This window comes from Candidatus Binataceae bacterium, from assembly GCA_035308025.1.
Taxonomy (GTDB): domain Bacteria; phylum Desulfobacterota; class Binatia; order Binatales; family Binataceae; genus JAJPHI01.
Genome location: DATGHL010000019.1, coordinates 38448 through 54876, shown reverse-complemented (window position 1 = coordinate 54876; position 16429 = coordinate 38448). Strand labels below are relative to the sequence as shown.

Annotated in this window: 20 protein-coding genes; 6 read left to right on the top strand and 14 right to left on the bottom strand. The window is 60.0% G+C overall.

The features are described 5' to 3' along the window. The 3 genes from VKS22_05690 to VKS22_05680 all read right to left on the bottom strand — a co-directional run. A partial coding sequence (locus VKS22_05690) for a hypothetical protein (GenBank protein HLW70097.1) occupies nucleotides 1-326 on the bottom strand: 326 nt, incomplete at its 3' end. 299 nt (nucleotides 327-625) lie between these two features. Further along, complete coding sequence (locus VKS22_05685; GenBank protein HLW70096.1) at nucleotides 626-895, bottom strand: hypothetical protein; 270 nt, start codon at nucleotides 893-895, stop codon at nucleotides 626-628. Then, nucleotides 852-1322, bottom strand: a complete 471-nt coding sequence (locus VKS22_05680; protein ID HLW70095.1) for a helix-turn-helix domain-containing protein — start codon at nucleotides 1320-1322, stop codon at nucleotides 852-854. The genes VKS22_05685 and VKS22_05680 overlap by 44 nt, the downstream gene beginning before the upstream one ends. 235 nt (nucleotides 1323-1557) lie before the next feature. On the opposite strand from VKS22_05680, the gene VKS22_05675 reads away from it, so the two are divergent. Then, nucleotides 1558-2376, top strand: a complete 819-nt coding sequence (locus tag VKS22_05675) for a DUF3825 domain-containing protein (protein HLW70094.1) — start codon at nucleotides 1558-1560, stop codon at nucleotides 2374-2376. A gap of 219 nt (nucleotides 2377-2595) precedes the next feature. On the opposite strand, the gene VKS22_05670 is transcribed toward VKS22_05675, so the two are convergent. From VKS22_05670 to VKS22_05635, 8 genes are all read right to left on the bottom strand, one after another. Further along, nucleotides 2596-2964 carry a hypothetical protein gene (locus tag VKS22_05670; protein ID HLW70093.1) on the bottom strand — a complete coding sequence of 123 codons (369 nt, stop codon included), beginning with the start codon at nucleotides 2962-2964 and terminating at the stop codon, nucleotides 2596-2598. Beyond that, complete coding sequence (locus VKS22_05665) at nucleotides 2961-3290, bottom strand: helix-turn-helix transcriptional regulator (GenBank protein HLW70092.1); 330 nt, start codon at nucleotides 3288-3290, stop codon at nucleotides 2961-2963. Before VKS22_05665 ends, VKS22_05670 begins: the two co-directional genes overlap by 4 nt. A gap of 449 nt (nucleotides 3291-3739) precedes the next feature. Next, nucleotides 3740-6460: a MobF family relaxase gene (gene mobF / locus VKS22_05660; GenBank protein HLW70091.1), complete on the bottom strand. Its 2721-nt coding sequence runs from the start codon at nucleotides 6458-6460 to the stop codon at nucleotides 3740-3742. Then, a complete protein-coding gene (locus VKS22_05655) occupies nucleotides 6460-7893 on the bottom strand; it encodes a type IV secretion system DNA-binding domain-containing protein (GenBank protein ID HLW70090.1) in 1434 nt (477 codons plus the stop codon). The genes mobF and VKS22_05655 overlap by 1 nt, the downstream gene beginning before the upstream one ends. A 17-nt stretch (nucleotides 7894-7910) precedes the next feature. Further along, on the bottom strand, nucleotides 7911-8279 hold the full coding sequence (locus VKS22_05650) for a hypothetical protein (GenBank protein ID HLW70089.1): 369 nt from the start codon (nucleotides 8277-8279) through the stop codon (nucleotides 7911-7913). Next, nucleotides 8276-8602 (bottom strand): hypothetical protein, encoded by a 327-nt coding sequence (locus tag VKS22_05645; protein ID HLW70088.1) that lies wholly within the window; start codon nucleotides 8600-8602, stop codon nucleotides 8276-8278. The genes VKS22_05650 and VKS22_05645 overlap by 4 nt, the downstream gene beginning before the upstream one ends. A gap of 247 nt (nucleotides 8603-8849) precedes the next feature. Next, entirely contained in the window at nucleotides 8850-9125 is a 276-nt protein-coding gene (locus tag VKS22_05640) for a DUF2274 domain-containing protein (GenBank protein HLW70087.1), read from the bottom strand. A 43-nt stretch (nucleotides 9126-9168) separates the two neighbouring features. Continuing rightward, entirely contained in the window at nucleotides 9169-9483 is a 315-nt protein-coding gene (locus VKS22_05635; protein ID HLW70086.1) for a hypothetical protein, read from the bottom strand. Nucleotides 9484-10178: 695 nt separating this feature from the next. On the opposite strand from VKS22_05635, the gene VKS22_05630 reads away from it, so the two are divergent. From VKS22_05630 to VKS22_05620, 3 genes are all read left to right on the top strand, one after another. Further along, nucleotides 10179-10391: a hypothetical protein gene (locus tag VKS22_05630; GenBank protein HLW70085.1), complete on the top strand. Its 213-nt coding sequence runs from the start codon at nucleotides 10179-10181 to the stop codon at nucleotides 10389-10391. A 138-nt stretch (nucleotides 10392-10529) separates the two neighbouring features. Continuing rightward, entirely contained in the window at nucleotides 10530-10739 is a 210-nt protein-coding gene (locus VKS22_05625; protein ID HLW70084.1) for a hypothetical protein, read from the top strand. Next, entirely contained in the window at nucleotides 10711-11145 is a 435-nt protein-coding gene (locus VKS22_05620; protein ID HLW70083.1) for a BglII/BstYI family type II restriction endonuclease, read from the top strand. The genes VKS22_05625 and VKS22_05620 overlap by 29 nt, the downstream gene beginning before the upstream one ends. 76 nt (nucleotides 11146-11221) lie before the next feature. Here the strand turns inward: VKS22_05620 and VKS22_05615 are convergent, their stop codons facing one another. Then, a complete protein-coding gene (locus VKS22_05615) occupies nucleotides 11222-12028 on the bottom strand; it encodes an enoyl-CoA hydratase-related protein (GenBank protein HLW70082.1) in 807 nt (268 codons plus the stop codon). 150 nt (nucleotides 12029-12178) lie between these two features. Between VKS22_05615 and VKS22_05610 the strand changes: the two genes are divergently transcribed. Further along, on the top strand, nucleotides 12179-13264 hold the full coding sequence (locus VKS22_05610) for a Zn-dependent alcohol dehydrogenase (protein ID HLW70081.1): 1086 nt from the start codon (nucleotides 12179-12181) through the stop codon (nucleotides 13262-13264). A gap of 172 nt (nucleotides 13265-13436) precedes the next feature. On the opposite strand, the gene nudC is transcribed toward VKS22_05610, so the two are convergent. Both nudC and VKS22_05600 read right to left on the bottom strand, forming a co-directional pair. After that, the gene (nudC, locus tag VKS22_05605; GenBank protein HLW70080.1) at nucleotides 13437-14360 is read right to left on the bottom strand and encodes an NAD(+) diphosphatase; all 924 of its coding nucleotides are present in this window, start codon (nucleotides 14358-14360) and stop codon (nucleotides 13437-13439) included. A gap of 314 nt (nucleotides 14361-14674) precedes the next feature. Then, complete coding sequence (locus VKS22_05600; GenBank protein ID HLW70079.1) at nucleotides 14675-15523, bottom strand: hypothetical protein; 849 nt, start codon at nucleotides 15521-15523, stop codon at nucleotides 14675-14677. A 331-nt stretch (nucleotides 15524-15854) separates the two neighbouring features. Here VKS22_05600 and VKS22_05595 point away from each other — a divergent pair, with 331 nt between their 5' ends. After that, nucleotides 15855-16427 (top strand): RNA polymerase sigma factor, encoded by a 573-nt coding sequence (locus VKS22_05595; GenBank protein ID HLW70078.1) that lies wholly within the window; start codon nucleotides 15855-15857, stop codon nucleotides 16425-16427. The last annotated feature ends 2 nt before the right edge of the window (nucleotides 16428-16429 follow it).

Sequence of the window (16429 nt, the reverse complement as noted above, 5' to 3'; positions counted from 1 at the left end):
GGTCGCGGCGCAGTCGCAACCCCGGCCTCGACCAGATGATTGATGAAGCGTCCCAGACAGAACTTGGCGTAGGTGCGAGCGTATTCGGGGACCTCTCTCAGCACCATCCGCCGAAGGCGCTCCGTCGTAGCGCCATTTAGGTCGCCGACACCAAAAGCGCGGCTCTCAATTGCCGCACCGAAGCGGTCGGCGATCGATTCGTATTCGCGCAGCGTGAATCGCGAGGAGCCTTGCGCGGCCAGTCGCTCCATGAAGGTTTGCCGATGCGGCCAGAACCATTGCGCCTCACCCGGCCGCGCGCGGTCAGGAGTCCGTGGGAATGTCATGTGCCTCTCCTTTCGTGTTGGCGAAAGGTCAGGCCACTGGCTTCGGAGGATCAGATCGTCGGCGAATCAGAGCCGCTTCGCTCGTCGCATCCCGGTTAGATCGGCGGCGCTACCCCTCGCGTGGGGAACTTTGGATCGGCACCGTCAACCGAGTCGCTGAAGGCATCAGCAACTCCCCGCCCCGGCGCTGACCGAGACCCTATAGGTCAAGTCTCAACCGCAAGTCGAACGTTCAGCGCAAGGAAATGCACAGCCGAATTATGCCGACATTTCCAGTCGCACCGCTCGGCCCGCAGAGCTCAACCGAAAAAACTCGGCATAATCCGGAAGTCGGCATAATGGCCGAATTCATGAGCCAGAGTGGTTCGAACGCGGTGGTCGCTTTTGGTTCTGTGGATCGCTTCCGAGATCTGCACCTTGGGCCGCCGATCGAGGAAGAACAGCGTCTGGCCCTGAATTCCTTCGGGCAGGTCCGCGTACATATCGAGGTCGTCGGCTTGCTCTTCGATAAGGCGCGTCAACTCGTCAGTGGGAATCGGCAGGCGGAAGCCGCCGGCTCGGCGCTCCATGAAATCTCTGATGATCCCTTCGCACCTGGCGTCCAGCTCCTCTGTCTTGAAGTAGAGACGTGGAATCGGCCGACCAAGCGGATCGCGAAGCGGTTTCATTTTTTTTGCTGCCGGTTTTAGAGCCTTTCAGCGCCTTGCGGAAAGCCTGGTACGCCGCCTCAACCTGCTGATTGTCCACGTCGCGTTTGATATCGCCTGGCAATCGCTTCGCGTGGAAGTAGAGCAAGTCGGCGGGCACTCCGAGGATTTCGGCAAGCTGGTCGATCAAATGATTCGACGGTGGATAGCGCCGGTCGTGCTCCATCGCATTTAGGTATGGGGCATCAACCACGCGGCCATCCTCGCGCTTCAGGCGTCCGGCAACCTCCTTTTGTGTGAGGCCTGCTTTTTTGCGAGCCTCGGTAATTACTTGGCCAAATGTCTTCATGCCATCGAGTCAGCGCCTTCCGCCATCTCCGCCTCCTCCCTGTCTTGCGACAGAATAGCGTAACCTGGCCCTTCCGTCAGGAGCATTAGGATTAAGGTATTCTCTATCTTGGACGCATGCGGCAATTCCACGGACGGCCTGAATCGGAGGAAGACACACGGTCCGCCGATCCTTGCGCTCCGAAAACGTCCGTTCTAATAATCCCGCAACCGTTGTTCGCAAAGGGGCCTGAACCGTGTTCGACAAGGATGCTCTAGTCTCTCAGCTTGGCGTTGCCGCAACGGCTAAAGTCACCGAGAGGTTGCGACGCTTCGCGTTTCTTCCAGATAAGACAATTGAACGCCTTTCAGCAGAGGCACTGCCCGAGGAATGGGGCAACGATCTTTTTGTTTTGGTGAAGTATCTCGCTGTGCATGTCGCATGGAGCATCATAGAAGGGCGCTTCACGCAGAGCGAGAATCAAATCTACGTGAGCGCCGGGCATCTGCAGACACGCTACGGCACGCCGCTCTACCTGGTCTTCGAGCCAAATCCTCAAATCGGCAAGCAACCTTATATTCTCGTCGCAGCGGGATCGAGGATTTCAGCGCCTGAATTGCCGCTCTCACCGTCTATCCCAGAACCGCCAACGATCAGTCGCAGCGCGGAAATCGTCATGAGCCATGATCACATTCTTGGAGACCATGCCGATCGGGTCAAATTTTTAGCGCAAACCCCTCCAGTGTCGCAGATATGTGCAGTCGCTGGCGCCATACAGTGGTCCATTAATAGGAATCTCCAAATTCCGTACTGGTATTTCGGTCGTATGAATTATGTCGTGCCGCTGTACCTGACTAGTCGCGAGAACATCACGATGGCTCCGGATTTGATTGCGCCGATTGAAGTGTCTGCCGAGACTCTTTTAGTGCGAACCATTCTCGAGCCTCATATGCCGTACGCTAACGCTCGGGTCGCTGTTAGAAGACATGATCAACTCCCGGCGTGGATGCTCGATGCGTGGAACCGCGAAGCAAGGAAACTCGAGGAAGCTCAGATCGAAGACCCTGAAGCCTAAACGTTTGAAATTGCCACACGCTTGGATACCTGCCAATTTCCAGCGATGCTGTCTCACGAAGCCCGCTCTGTGAAAGTGTTAAATGTCAAAGAGGTCAAGGCGCGGTTCAACCGAATCGTCAGCGAGCTTCCGACCAACCGCAAGTCGAACGTTCAGCGCGAGGAAATGCACAGCCGAATTATGCCGACATTTCCAGTCGCACCGCTCGGCCCGTAGAGCTCAACCGAAAAAACTCGGCATAATCCAGAAGTCGGCATAATGGCCGTATTCATGGCCGAGGGTGAAGCGGAAGCGGTTCTCGTAGCGGGTGGCGGAGAGTCGCGCCGAAATCTTCACCCTGGGCTTGCGGTCAGGAAAGAAGTCGGTGTATCCATCCACGCCTTGGGCCAGATCGGCATGGAGTTCGAGCTCATCGGCCTCCGCCGCGATCATGCGGATTATCGAGGAGGTGGGAATCGGGAGTTTGAAGCCGCCGCAGTGCTGGTTCATGAAGTCCGCGATCTTCCGCTCGCAGCGTTCGTCAAGCACCTCGGCTTTGAAGTAGAGGCGCTCGATCGGGCGTCCCAGTGGGTCGCGAAGCAGCTTCATTTTCGATTGCCGGTCGGTTTTACTCCCAGCGCGCTGCGGAACGCGCGGTAAGCGGCCTCGACCCGCTCCTGGTCCGCTTCGGTCTTTACGTCAGGCGGCTGCCGGTTCGCATGAAAGTACAGCACATCGGCGGAGATGCCGACAATTCTGGCCATCTGCTCGATCAGGTAGTCTTCGGGCGGATAGCGATGGTCGTGTTCGACGGCGTTGAGATAGGGTGGATCGACCGGACGCCCATCTTCGCGCTTCAAGCGGGCGGCAAGCTCTCTCTGGGTGATGCCGGCTTTCTTTCGAGCTTCCCTGAGTACTTGGCCGAAGGTCTTCATTCAAAATCTGTCAGCGCCAGCAACCGCCGCTCGCCGCCTCCGAGTAGAGATTAGCCGAGAACAACAGGAATGTCATCAAAAGCCACAATCTCTGAATTACGAAAATGTGCAAGAGATCGAATCGAGTGCCAGCCCGGTTCCCGGCGTCCGCTTCCCGGCAGGGGCCGGATGCTCTAAAGCCCGACAGCGGAGTCATATGCAAGACTCCGCTCTTAGCGCGGAGATTCGCGCATGATTCCGTAAGCCGTTTGCCTGCTGTGACTGCGCACCATTTTGAAGGCGCGCGCCCTTCACTCGAACCTGAGGGCGCGCGCTGGATTCCGAGACGCGCGAAGTGGAACGCTGCACGGCGTGACAAGCGCAAGCGTCCGGCGTAAGCGGGTGGCGCGCCGTGTCCAGTGGAGCGAGCGCCACCTATTTTCTTGGGAGAAGGCGTTGATTGCGCCGATCTATCTGCGCAGACCGTGTCCTCGACTGATAGTTTGATGCTGCTCCGGCAAAACTGCGAAAGCGCGATGCGGTGCAGCACCGGAATGCTCAAGAGCGATGGATTTCTCGCGGGTTCGGCTGACTGCGTACGAGAGACTGTGCCGCTCGTCGGTATAGATTGATATAGAACTCCGCGCGCGGCTGATCGAGACGTAAAACTGCTTGCGGTTGACCAGCTCTGGGGAGAGCCGGTTATCGATGTCGACGATAACTCGATCGACCGTCGCGCCCTGCGCCGAGTGCGAAGTAGAAGCGTACCCGTAGTCAATGTGGCGAAGACGATCCGACGCCACGCTCAACTGCTTGCCGTTGTCTAGGTGCACAACGGCCCGACGAGCGTCGATGGCTCTAATCGTAGCGAACTCGCCATTGGCAAGGCCGAGTGCCCGGTCGGGTGCGCGGAACTGGATGCGGTCCCCTCGTGAGAGGAACCTTTTTTCCTCGCGAAAGACTTCGACGCCGAATAGGCGGACAGGATTGTATTCGAGACGCCGCCCATCCGGCGCCGTCACTGTGAGCAGGTTGGCGTCGCGATCAACAGCTTCGACGCGGGCGTAGTCGCCTTTGATTAACGCAAACTGTTTGCTTCCACGGGTGAAGCGGATCACGTCGCCTACTTCGTAGTTGTAAACCATCGCACGCTGCGCGCCGGAGAGGCCGCGATTTAAGAGAATCGTGTGCTCCTTGCCGACGAACGAGATATGGCCGCGGATGATCAGCGCAGACCGAATCGCTTCGTTCAGCTCGCGCCGCTCGTCGTTTGACGGGCTGATGACCAGAATCCGCTGCCCTGATGCGTGGGCAGCGACATATTCTCTCGCGATTTGCTCCCTGCGCTGTTCGATGTCGGCGACTTCACGGATGTCGCCGCGCCGCTCAAGGATTGCAAGCGACTGCGCGATCTCGCCTTTAGACGCGAGCGTAACGGCTTCGCGGAGCTCCGGATCACGCTGGCGGCGAATGGTGTCCAGGCGGGCGATCGGCATTCCCGCTTCCTGCATCTGAGAGATTGGTCGTCCTGCTTCTATCGCATGGTGCTGGCGCTGGTCGCCGACGAAAATGACCCGCTCGACACCTTCGGCGCTCGCCTTCTGCAGGAGCCGGTTGACCTGCCGTGTCGCGAGCAGGCTCGATTCGTCAACAATCCAGATCTGTTTCTTCTCGACATCCGGTGTTCGGCCTTCGAGGAGACTCGCGACAGTTCTTGAGGCGATGCCCGCGTCGGAGAGCGATCTGACCGCGCGCGTCGTCGGAGCGAAGCCGTAGGCTGCGTACTCCTGTTCTTCCGCGAACTCGCGGATGGCACCAACCGTCGTGGTCTTTGCGGCGCCAGCGCGCCCCTCGATTGAAGTCAGCCAATCGCCGGACGCAAGAGTGAGTTCAGCGACGCTGGCTTGGTCCGAAGCTAGCCCGCGCTGGTTCGCCCACGTGCGGACCTCGTGCAACGTGCCGATTGGGCTCGCCTTCCCTCGCCCACTGCGCATCAGCTCGATGTTCTCGCGCTCAAGAGCAACCATCTCCGGCGTCGTGTACGCGCCCCGCGGCGAACTCGCGGCGTCGCCGACCGAGATCAGCGGCCCTTCTCGCAGGAAGCGATGGCTTTCCCTTCGTATCTCATCGAGCTCGACGCTCCCCATTGCGTGCTGGAGAGCCTTCGCTTCGAGGGCGCGGCGATCGATGACGGCCTCGCGCTCGGTGTTTTCGGCAATGCTGTAACGAATCGTCTCCTCAACACTGTTGGCGTTTTGAAGTTTCTCACGCCGATGTGACTGCGAGACATCGCGGTCGAATGCGATGCCGTATTCCCTCGCGCGGAACCGCCATTCGGCTTTGAGGCTATCTTCGTCGCGGTGGTCTTTAGAAAGCCGGGTTCTATGCGCGATGTTCTGGGCGGCTTCGGCTCCTGCCAAGCCCGAACGCGCTAGGGCCTGCTCGATGTCCTGGCGGCGGCGAGAAAACGCCATCACCTGCTCGCGCGTGTAGCCGCCAAGTTCCCAGCGTCCGTCTCGTCCCGCGACCTTGATTCTGTATCCGAGCTGCTGGACCTCACGGGCCAGTTCGGAACGGTAGACGGCGGTGGCGAAGGCTTGCGCGCGATAGATCTCAATTGGATCGAGACCGCGCCACTCGCCATCAGGGCGGCGGGTCATGTTGGCGATGACGACGTGGGTGTGGAGATGAGGATCGGGGCCGTAGCCGTCTTGGACTCCGCTCGCGGGACGCGCGGCGATGTGATCGAAGCGTGCGGCGACGACATTGCCGGTGACGACCCATTCGCTACCGCCATGTCGCCTCGACAGGGCGTAGTGCTCAACCTCCTCAAGTGCGCGGTTGACTGCCCGGCGGTGCGCAGCGATGAGGCGTTGGTCGTCTCCGGCGAGAGCCTGGATGCTCACCGACTTGGGCGCGTTGAATGTCGCGTCCCAACCGGCGCGACGGTCGTCGTAACCGCTCGCCTTGTGAACGAGCACCTCGCCGGATGCGGGGCGAACACCGCGCAGCACGGCCCGGAAGTCTTGCGTCGCTACCTCACCAGAGAGTCCCAGCTCCTCGGCAGCGCGCCCGAACCAGTGCCCGACGACCCGTTGCTTTTCGCTGTAATAGTCGTCGTAGGAGTATTTCTCTTCGTAGTAGGTCTCGGCCTGGGCCGCAGTCAGCGCCCCTTTGGACATTACCAGCATTAGTCTTGAGGCCTCACCGGTGCGTCCACGGTCCCGTTTGAAGGAATCGGTCCGCCGGCGATCGTCAGCGGCGCCACTCCGTCGCCTGCCTTAGTGCGGATCTGTCTCGGGAGTGCACGCGGAATGAACTGGACCTGTCGCCTCTGAGCGACGCACGGCTTCATTTTGACGCGCGCACGGTCGAGTCCGGCGATGCAGAGATAGCCTTCAAGCCGCGGCAAGCGCTGGATCTCGGAGGCCATCACGACCGGCTCGGTCCGCCGTGAAGGATGGGTATTGAAGCGATTGCCGCGCTGGGCTGTGCTTATTCCGATTTCGTCCCGGAGCGTCTCGCGGTCGCCAATCTGCCGCGCGATGAACGCCGCCGTCTCGGGCTCGTCTACGCGCAGCAGGAGCTTGGTCGAAGGCATCGAGGCAAGGACCGTGGCCTGCTCCTGACCATAGATCCGGCGCAGTTGGGCAATGCTCTGAAAGCCGAGAACGGCGGCCAGTCCGTGCTTGCGGCCACGTGTTACCAGCGTCTCGAGCTTCGCCTGGCGGCCCAGCACAGGCAGCTCGTCCACGATGATCCAGACCCTTCGGCGGGGGTTGGAGTTGAGCAATCGGCCAACCAAGAGATCGAGCCAGAGGTTGGCGAGCGGGAGCGCCGCGGAGTTGGAGTCGTCGCGCATCGTGAGGAACAACGATCCTTCAGGCTCCTGCGACCATTCGAGTGCGCACCACCGGGGGCGTCCGTCTGGAGGCGGCAGATACAGGAAAGGCCGGGTCGCGTTGGCGACAGTCGCGACGATCCCGGCGCCCTGCTCGTGCGCGCCCGGATCGATCAGACTGTATGCCGGCGTACCGGACAGCGCCTGCTTCAACTGATCGCGATTGAGTTCGAGCAGCTTGGGAATGCTCTGTGGCTCTCGGGAAGTACCGACCCCAAGCAGGCTCTCCAGTAGAGTCCGGCTGGACTGGCGGAAGAAGTGATCCGACCCGCTCTCGTAGCCTCGCGGGGGCTCGGGAATCAGAGAAGCCGCCAGCGTCGCCGCGTCAGCCTCGTAGTAGCGCTCGCTCAATTCGAGCCACGGCGACCAGTACGGACAGCGCTCATCGACCGGGTTCAGGATCACGTCATCCCGCCCAGGCCGGTAGAATTCCAAAACGTATTCGCACTCGGGATCGACCACGATGGCAATCTCGCCGCGCGCCTGAACCTGACGGAGGAGCGAGCGGATCGCCATGGATTTGCCGGCGCCTGTTGCACCGGTGACGAGGAAGTGCTCGCACTCCATGGAACGCGGAATGCGGGCCCCCGCGAGTTCGACTCCTACGCGGTCATTGGGCGTGGTGCTGCGGCGAAGCTCGCGCGAGAGCTGTCGCGGCGAGATCAGTCTGAGTCCTCGAAGATACCTCCCTTCCGGACGATCATCCGGATCTCGTAGGAGCACGAAACCGATCACGACGACTATGAGTGTGGGCAGAACCCTCCCCAGATGCTGTAGGCGGCGAACCAATCGCCGAAGTCGCGGTTCAGATAGAAGCGCCAGTTCAGGTAGGCGTACATGCTGTCGATGGTGGCCCGGCCGCCTTTGTAGGGAAGCGTCAGGAAATAGAGCGGAACCTTCTGGGTGAAGAACCAGGCGAGGATCCAGCGGCCGGAGTAGTCGTGCGCGCCCGGCCCGGAGATGCGCCCGGTCCAATACCAGACGATGAAGACGTCGGAAGCCGCCCAGAGCAGGATCCAGAGCAGAAAGCAGCGCAACCAGAGGCGCAGCAGCATACCCGCCGAAGCGTGACTCAATTCGTATCGGATGGCAGTGCGTGACAAATTCATATGGTTCTTCTCCTCAGCCGGCGCAGGTAGCTTTCGGCTTCCTGTTGCGCGGCTTGTCGGATCTGGTCGGTGACCTCGGACCCAACTTGGCGATCGAGCAGATGCTGGAGGGTGAGCCGGGTACGGGTGAGATCGAACAGAATCTGATCGAGATCGCGTTGCTGGTTGGTCTGGCTGGACGAGACGTTCTGCTGAGCGCCAAAGCGCTCGCCAAGCACGGCGCGGATCAATTTGCGCGGCGAGACGCCCCTCTCACGCGCCGACTTCTCGATCCGCTCCAGTAATTCCGGCGCCAGCCGGACCGTGTACGCAATCTCCGACATCGGACTTCTCTCGGTGTGTGCTCAGTTAAAGCGCTGCTTGCATCAATGATTCCGCGGACTTACGGCTGATGTGCTTCGCACTCTCCGGACGCCGTACACGCTCGCGTGTACGATGAAGCGCCCGGACTCACGCCACTTTCCGATGCGCCGTGTACGCTCTGGTACACATCATTCATCCCAAGGGATGAGTGGCGTGTCAGTCCGAAACACGTGCGAAGCACGTCAGCCGGTACCGCGATGAGGCAAGTCACGGTTGCACCTTGGCGCTGCCGTTGGATGAAGCCGGAGCGGAGCCGCGGCGGGGCTGATTGTCGCCGCCAGAGCGCGACCACGACTGGAACTCACGGTCGGCATCGAGGAAGGCGCGAAGAATCTCGGGAATAAGCGCTCTCGCGTCCACGGAGTCTCCATGGATGTGCTCATAGTATCGCGCGTAGCGTTCGAGGCTGGCGTTCAGGTCGCCGGCCAGCATGACGCGGGCCTGAACGGAGCGGAGCGGTTTGGTGATGCGTGCGAGTTTCATCTTGGACCTCCAGACTGCGGAGCTTGTGTTGCTTCGAACTGATTCAGAGGGCGACGTAATTGAGGAGATGGACGATTGCCAGCGCAATGCCGCCGCCGATGCTGGAGCCCAACAGTCGGCGTGCCTGCTCGTCGTGGCCTCCGAGCGCGTAGAGGACTACGGCGCTGGTGAACGCGAGCGCGATAGCCGCTGGAGTTACGGTGCTGATGAGCATGTCTTGAAAGGCAATCAGCGTCTGGTCCCATGGCAATTCGCCAGCGGTCGGAGCGGCCAAGCAAGGGCTGGCTGACAGCAAGAGAGCGATTGTCGCACCTGGGGTCACAAGACTGATTGCTGTGCGTCCAAATGATCGTTTCATTGCAGTTGCCTTGTCCGCGGGATTTTCGCTGGACACTGGAAGCGGGTTCTTGCATGTCTAAGACACGTAATTATGGAATTTCGTAATTTATGTCAAGAGGCTTGACGAAGCAGGCCGCTTACTGATCGGCGGACAACCAAAGATCGCGTCGCTGGCGCGTTCGCAGGCAGTCAGCCCTGCATTGCCGGCTTCACGATCGTCTTACCTGTAGGTTTGCCGAGTCTAGGATGTCGGAGGCTGCTTGCTGGCGGGGAATGTCTTACGGGCACTTGTTGATTTCGATACGCTGAAGTGGCCCACTTCGATACTGTAAATTAGGGAAATCGCGGGGGAAATAGATGTGATCTGGTTGGAGCGCGGCGGCGATCGCCCCGCCGCCTTCTACGAAGTGGAACACTCGACACCCGTGTACAGTGGGCTGCTCCGTTTCAATGACGTCCATTTGATGCTCCCGAGCCCGACGCTGCGATTCGGCATCGTGTCAAACGACGAACGTCGGGCGCTTTTCGTCCGACAGCTGGCTCGGCCGACATTTAAGGCAAGTAGACTCCATGAACTCTGCACTTTTTTCGAGTATCGCAATGTCTTTGATTGGCACAGAAGAATCCAGACACGAGAACAGAGTCATACGTGACAGCTTTCGATCTGAAAGATTGTCTTGTCGTTACGTAGGCCATTTTTACAAGAGCGCGAAAATGATGATCCCTAGAATTACAATCGAAATTCGCAAAGGCATGGCAACAGTACTGACGAAGAAGCTGCGGTTGCCTGAATCGCATGGACTCAAGGCCAAGCCGGCAACCATTGCTGTGGTAATCCGGGATTATGACATTGAAGGTGGCTCGCCCGGCGAAAATGTCGTCAGGCGAGGCTATTCTCGTGAAATTACAGAAATCACAGTCGAATAGTGAACCTCAGGTGAGGTCGAGGGAAAACTCTACTTCCGACGAAGCGCATCGCGTCCATCAGCTTCATGCGGGCTTCCTGCGAATCCGACCAATGGGCAAGCCGGTTTACGACCCGGCGAAACCATATGGCGGACACCGATGAAGATTGCGGCAACGCACTCGCATCTGAATGGCATCGAATTTTTACTTGTGCATCATCCGCAACGCTGGAAGGAAACACAGGATGTGATCGCAGCCGTTGACGCGGAGAAATGCCGGACCAAAAAAATCGAAGGAGAAGCGCAAGGCTGCGCTAGGACTGCTCTATTCGCCTGTCGATATGAACAAGGCGATGCGCGGCGCGTTTAAGACGCTCGGATGGAGCGAACAGCGAACCTCTTATTGGGTGACCGCGGATGTTCACCTGATCCGTAAGACCATCAACCTGAAACCCGTTCAGCAAAAGGCTGAAATTGAAGGAGCTGGTCACCGCGCTATCAGTTCCTATAACCAAACCGATTTCGTGAAAGACCGGATCGCTGTCGAGGTGCAACTTGGGAAGTACTCGTTTGTGGCTTACGATCTATTTGTGAAACACATGGCGTTTTTTGTCGGCGACGTCATCGACGTGGGCATCGAGATTTTGCCGATGAAAGACCTGCAATCTCGAATGTCGTCGGGCATCGGTTACTATGAATCCGAACTCTACAACGTCATTCGACAGGGCCGCGGGGTTCCTGCCGTGCCGCTGGTGCTGGTCGGCGTGGTGCCTTGAAGGGAGCCCCTCCAGCGACGATGAGCGACAGCTTCCCCGCGCCGTCAAGCTGGACGAGTTCTGACCCTGAACGCAGTTACTTCTCCTCGTACCACTTGATCGCACCGCGCAGGCCGCGTTCCTTCTGCACCGCGCGGACCTCGTCGTTGCCCGGCCCGAAATGGAAAATCGCGTCGAACTCGGCGCCCGCCAGCACTGTGCTGCGAAAACCCCGCAAGTCCATCGCGCGATTGATCGCGAGCTTCTCGAGCCGGAGCTTTTGCGCGGGCACCTTGGCCACCCGCCGGGCATAATCGTAGGTTTCAGCTTCGAGGCTCGCGGCCGCAAACGCGCGCGTCGCGAAGCCCATCGCCTCGGCTTCTTTGCCGCTGATCCGGCTGCCGGGCAGAAAAGCGAGGTATTTCGTTCGATGCGGCCCGACCATCCAGTTCCAAAACGCGCTGACGTAGCCGGCCCCGGCCGGAATCGAAGGGAACCCGATCTGGGCGTCGTCCGCCACAAAGATCATGTCACTGCTCACGCAGAGTTGCGTCGCGCCCGCGAGGCAGTAGCCATGCACCATCGCGATGACCGGCTTGGGCAAATCGCGCAAGCGGAGCCAGTGCTCGACGTAGCGTTGCAGAAACTGCTGATCGGAGTCGATCGTGAATTTCTCCGAGTTGCCCTCGCCCCAGCCTCCGGTCAGATCATAACCGGTCGAAAAGGCGCGCCCCGCACCGCGGATGATCACGATTTTGATCTCGGCGTCCTTTTCGATTTCCGTGAGCGCCTCTCCGAACTCGCCGATCAGCCCCGGAGTCATCGCGTTCAATTTCTCGGGCCGGTTGAGCGTCAGCGTCCCGATCAGTTCGTGCTTCTCGAGCGTAATATTCGTGAATGCCATGATGCCTCTTTCAGTGCAGATGATTTACGCGATGACAATCAGGTTGCTCGAAAACTTGCAAGCACCGCGCGTTTGGTCGCGGAAGCCGACGCGGGCTATAAGAGGGACGCCTGCTGTGAAGCCGCATCCCGAGAGCCGAGGTTATCAGAGATGAAAGCTGCGATTTTCCGTGAGATCAACCAGCCCTTGTCGATCGAGCAAATCGAGATCGGCCAGCCGCAAGCGCATGAAGTCCTGATCCGCACCGTCGCCGTCGGCGTCTGCCACAGCGATCTGCATTGCCTCCACGGCGCGCTGCCGACCAAACTTCCGGCGGTTCTCGGCCACGAACCTGCTGGCATAATCCAGGCCGTCGGGGCCGCCGTGACCGCGCTTAAGCCTGGCGATCACGTCATCGCCTGCACCTCGATTTATTGCGGCAATTGCACGCAATGCCTGCTCGGCCGGCCGCATCTATGCGTCGGGCGCGCCGACTGCGAGCGGCCGCGTGACCAGCCGCCCCGCCTTTCGCAGAAGGGGGTCCGCCTGACTCAATTCGCCGATCTGGGCGCCTTCGCCGAACAGATGCTCCTCCACGAGCGCGCCGTACTCAAGATCGGCGATGACATCCCGCTCGACCGCGCCGCGCTGCTCGGATGCGCCGTTACCACCGGCGTCGGCGCCGCGCTCAACACCGCGCAGGTCGCGCCCGGCTCTTCGGTGGCGGTGTTCGGCTGCGGCGGCGTCGGCATCTCGGTGATTCAAGGGGCGCGGATCGCCGGTGCGCGGCAGATTATCGCCGTCGATATTCGCGACAATAAACTCGAAATCGCCCGGCACTTCGGCGCGACCGATGTGATTAACAGCTCATCCGCCGATGCGGTCCGCGAAATCAAGCGCTTGAGCAACGGCGGCGCGGACTACTCTTTCGATGCGATCGGCAATCCGCGCGTGCTTGAGCAGTGTATCTATTGTCTCGCGCCGCGCGGCCTCGCCACCCTGGTCGGCGCAATCCCACCCGATCAAAAGGTCGAATTCAACGCCGGCCATCTCTTCGTCGAGAAGCGCGTCCAGGGCTGCTACATGGGCTCGAATCGATTCCAACTCGACATGCCCAAGTATCTCGACCTTTACCGGCAGGGCCGCCTCAACCTGGACGACATGATCAGCCGCCGCGGGCGCCTCGAAGACGTCAACGAGGCCTTCCGTGCGATGGAAGCGGGCGAAGTCACCCGCACCGTCCTGACTTTCGACTAGTGTCCTGAGTCTGAAGAATATCGCCGGAGCCGGAATCGAGGCAGTAGTCGCCTTCGCGGACGGCGCGCCAATCCGGATCGCGGACCCCCAACGCCATGTGCATTGCAAAGCAGCCAAGGTCATGACCGCGAGCGACGTCCCGAAAGGGCTTCCGCCAGCAATTGATTCGCGGTTACTTCTCGCCGAACGCCCACGCCTTGATCAGATGATGGGCGATTGCGATCGGCGGCGGCACCCGGATGCCCGCGACCTGCTTTCCCGCCAGCAGCTCGCGCGCGACGCTGCGCTCGAGCCAGCGCACTTCGGCGAGCTCGTTGTCGTCCGCCTTGGCGGCGCGGCTCGCGGCCTGCGCAAAGCATCCGATCATTAGCGACGAGGGAAAGGGCCATGGCTGCGTCGCATAATAAGTTACCGCGCCGACCTTAAGGCCCGCCTCCTCCATCAGTTCGCGGCGGACGGCTTCCTCGATCGTTTCGCCGGGCTCGATGAAGCCTGCCAGCGCCGAGAACATCCCGGCCGGAAACTGTTTGCCGCGCCCGACGAGGCATGCTTCACCGTTGGTCGCGAGCATGATCACCACCGGATCGACGCGCGGAAAATGTTCCGCCTTGCATTGGCCGCATAGCCGCCGATAGCCCGCATCCATGATCTTCGTCGCTGCGCCACACCGCGGGCAGAAACCGTGGCGCTGATGCCAATCGATTATCGCCTTAGCTTGCGCGATGATCGCGGCGTCTTTGATCGAGACAATTTGCGCAGCGTTACGGGCCTCGCGGAAATGGCCGAGTCCGGCAAGCGGTTCTCTTGTCCCCGGGTCGCCGCTCGCGGCGAGGTCGAGTGCGAACACCGCGAGGTCACCGTCGAGGCCGAGAAAAACGCACGCCGCGTCTTCATCCGCAAGCGCATCCGCGATTTCCGGATGGACCAGGCCGAGCTCCGTGGGTGCGACCGCCTCTTCCAGCCCGCGAAGAAATGGCGCGAGACGCCACATTGGCAAAATCAGCGAGGAGGGTTCGCGCCGCCTGGCCTCGATCCAGGCTGTATCGGTGCGCTTCTCGCTCGCGCGATTAAGGGGATTTCCGGCAAAGGGAATCATTCAGACCCCCACCGTATAAAAGTTACGGCAGAGCTGTCCATCCGGAACCCTATAAGCAGAATCCTCGAACTCTGTGGAGCGCCGCGCCCGCGGTGCGCGCCCATTTCGGTGCGGACCGGAGCGCAGGTGCGCGTCGGATCGCGCAGCAGCGCAAACGCGATTTATCTATTTGGGAGACAGGCACAACCTTCCGCAGTGGAACGTAGAGATGCGCGCTGCCCGAAAAACCGGGAAAGGACAGAAGGGGATTGGGCGGGAAATTCGGAAGGTTTCTGACCCCTCTCCATGCAGGAGAGGGGTCAGGGAGAGCTTCCTCAGTGAGTCCGATCGTAGCGATTCTCGCGATGATCAAACCTGTACGGATGCGACCGCCACTGCCGGCGCGCGTCGGGATGAGTCGCCAGAAATTCGTGCAGACCCGGATGGTTACTCACGTACTGCTGATTATCGATCAGCCGGGGATTTGTGTTGAGCTGCTGCGCGACCTCGGGATGCTGATCGAGGTAGCGGTCACTGTTCGCGAGCGGCTGCGGAGCATTTGGATTGTAAGGCTCATGCCAGCCATTGAGCCGGTCTTCCCGGCTCAGAAATTGGTAGGGATGCTGTCGCAGATCGCTCCGCACCTGCGGATGATTCTCCAGGTATTCCTGCAGTCCGGGATGACTGGCCATGAACTGCGGATTGTCGGCCAACGCCGGATTCGACGCCAACTGCTGCGCGACGTCGGGATGCTGCGACAAGTAGCCGTGGTCAAAGCGCCACGAGGCATTATTGGCGTTGTTGTAAGAATTCCAGCCGCCCGCTGGATAAGGATGATAATTTCCGGTCCAGTTATTGGGCCAGTATCGACCACGCCAATTGTTGGCCTGGTCTTCGGCGGACATAAAGCGGTACGGATGATGTTTTATCAGTGACCTGACTTCGGGATGATTCGCAAAGTATTCACGCAGGCCCGGATGGTCCGTCATGTATTGCGAGTTATCGACCAACGCGGGATTGCCGGCCAATTGCTGAGCGATCTGCGGATGCTGGTTCAGGTAGCCGTAATCAAAGTTGGCCACCGGGCTGTTTTGCGCCATGGCCCCAGTACCGAGCGCGCCGACCAGAATCGACGCCGCAAAGGCCGTAAGCAAACGTTTCTTCCTTTTACCTTCAGTTTTCATCAACTTGGACCTCCCGTCTTTCTCCTTTGATCGGCGATTTGTGCCGCTCAAATCGTTGGACGCAGAGCGGCTCGCTTCCGTTTACGCTACTCGAGGTTGCGGAGTTCGCGAAGCATTCCGCAGCAATCGTAAGGAACAAAGAAATTCTCCGGGCTTTCATGAGACACTGCGCTGCGAAGGTAAACGAATCTTAATCTCCTTCCGTCCAATGCTCTGCGGGGAGTAACATCGGTCCGGCGTCGGCTAAAGCGAGCAATTTCCCGTCATTCGATGAGAATTGTCGCGCGCGCATCCCCAGAAGTGGGCGCAGCCGTACCAGAGAGATGGACCGGTGAATTTGGAGCCGACGGATGAGGAACTGTGCCAAAGAATCGCCGCGCACGACAATATGGCCTTCGAGACGCTGGTCGAACGCCATCAGGCGCGGGTCTTCCGCATGGCCGGCTCCATTCTGGGCAACGAGGCCGACGGCCGTGACATCGCACAAGAAGCTTTCATCCGTTTGTTCGAGTCGGCCCATCGCTTTGACGGGCGTTCGCGCTTTTCCACCTGGTTTTACCGGATCGTCGTCAACCTTTGCATCGATCATCAGCGGCGCAACCGCTGGTGGCGGAAAGTCCTGCCGCTCTCAAGTCCGCGCGAGGAGTCGGACGAGCCGCCGATCGACCCGCCTTCTGAACAACCGGGTCCCGAGCTGGACGCGATCCGCAGTCAGACCGCGGGGAACCTCCGCGAAGTGCTCAAGCAACTTTCACCGGCGCAACGCGCCGCCGTCCTGCTGCACGTGCAGGAGGACCTCAGCAGCCGTGAGATTGCCGCGGTGCTCAAATGTTCGGAAAGCACGGCCCGCGTGCATTTGCATCGGGGCGTGACGCGACTGATGAAGATGTTGAAGGAAACTTAGCC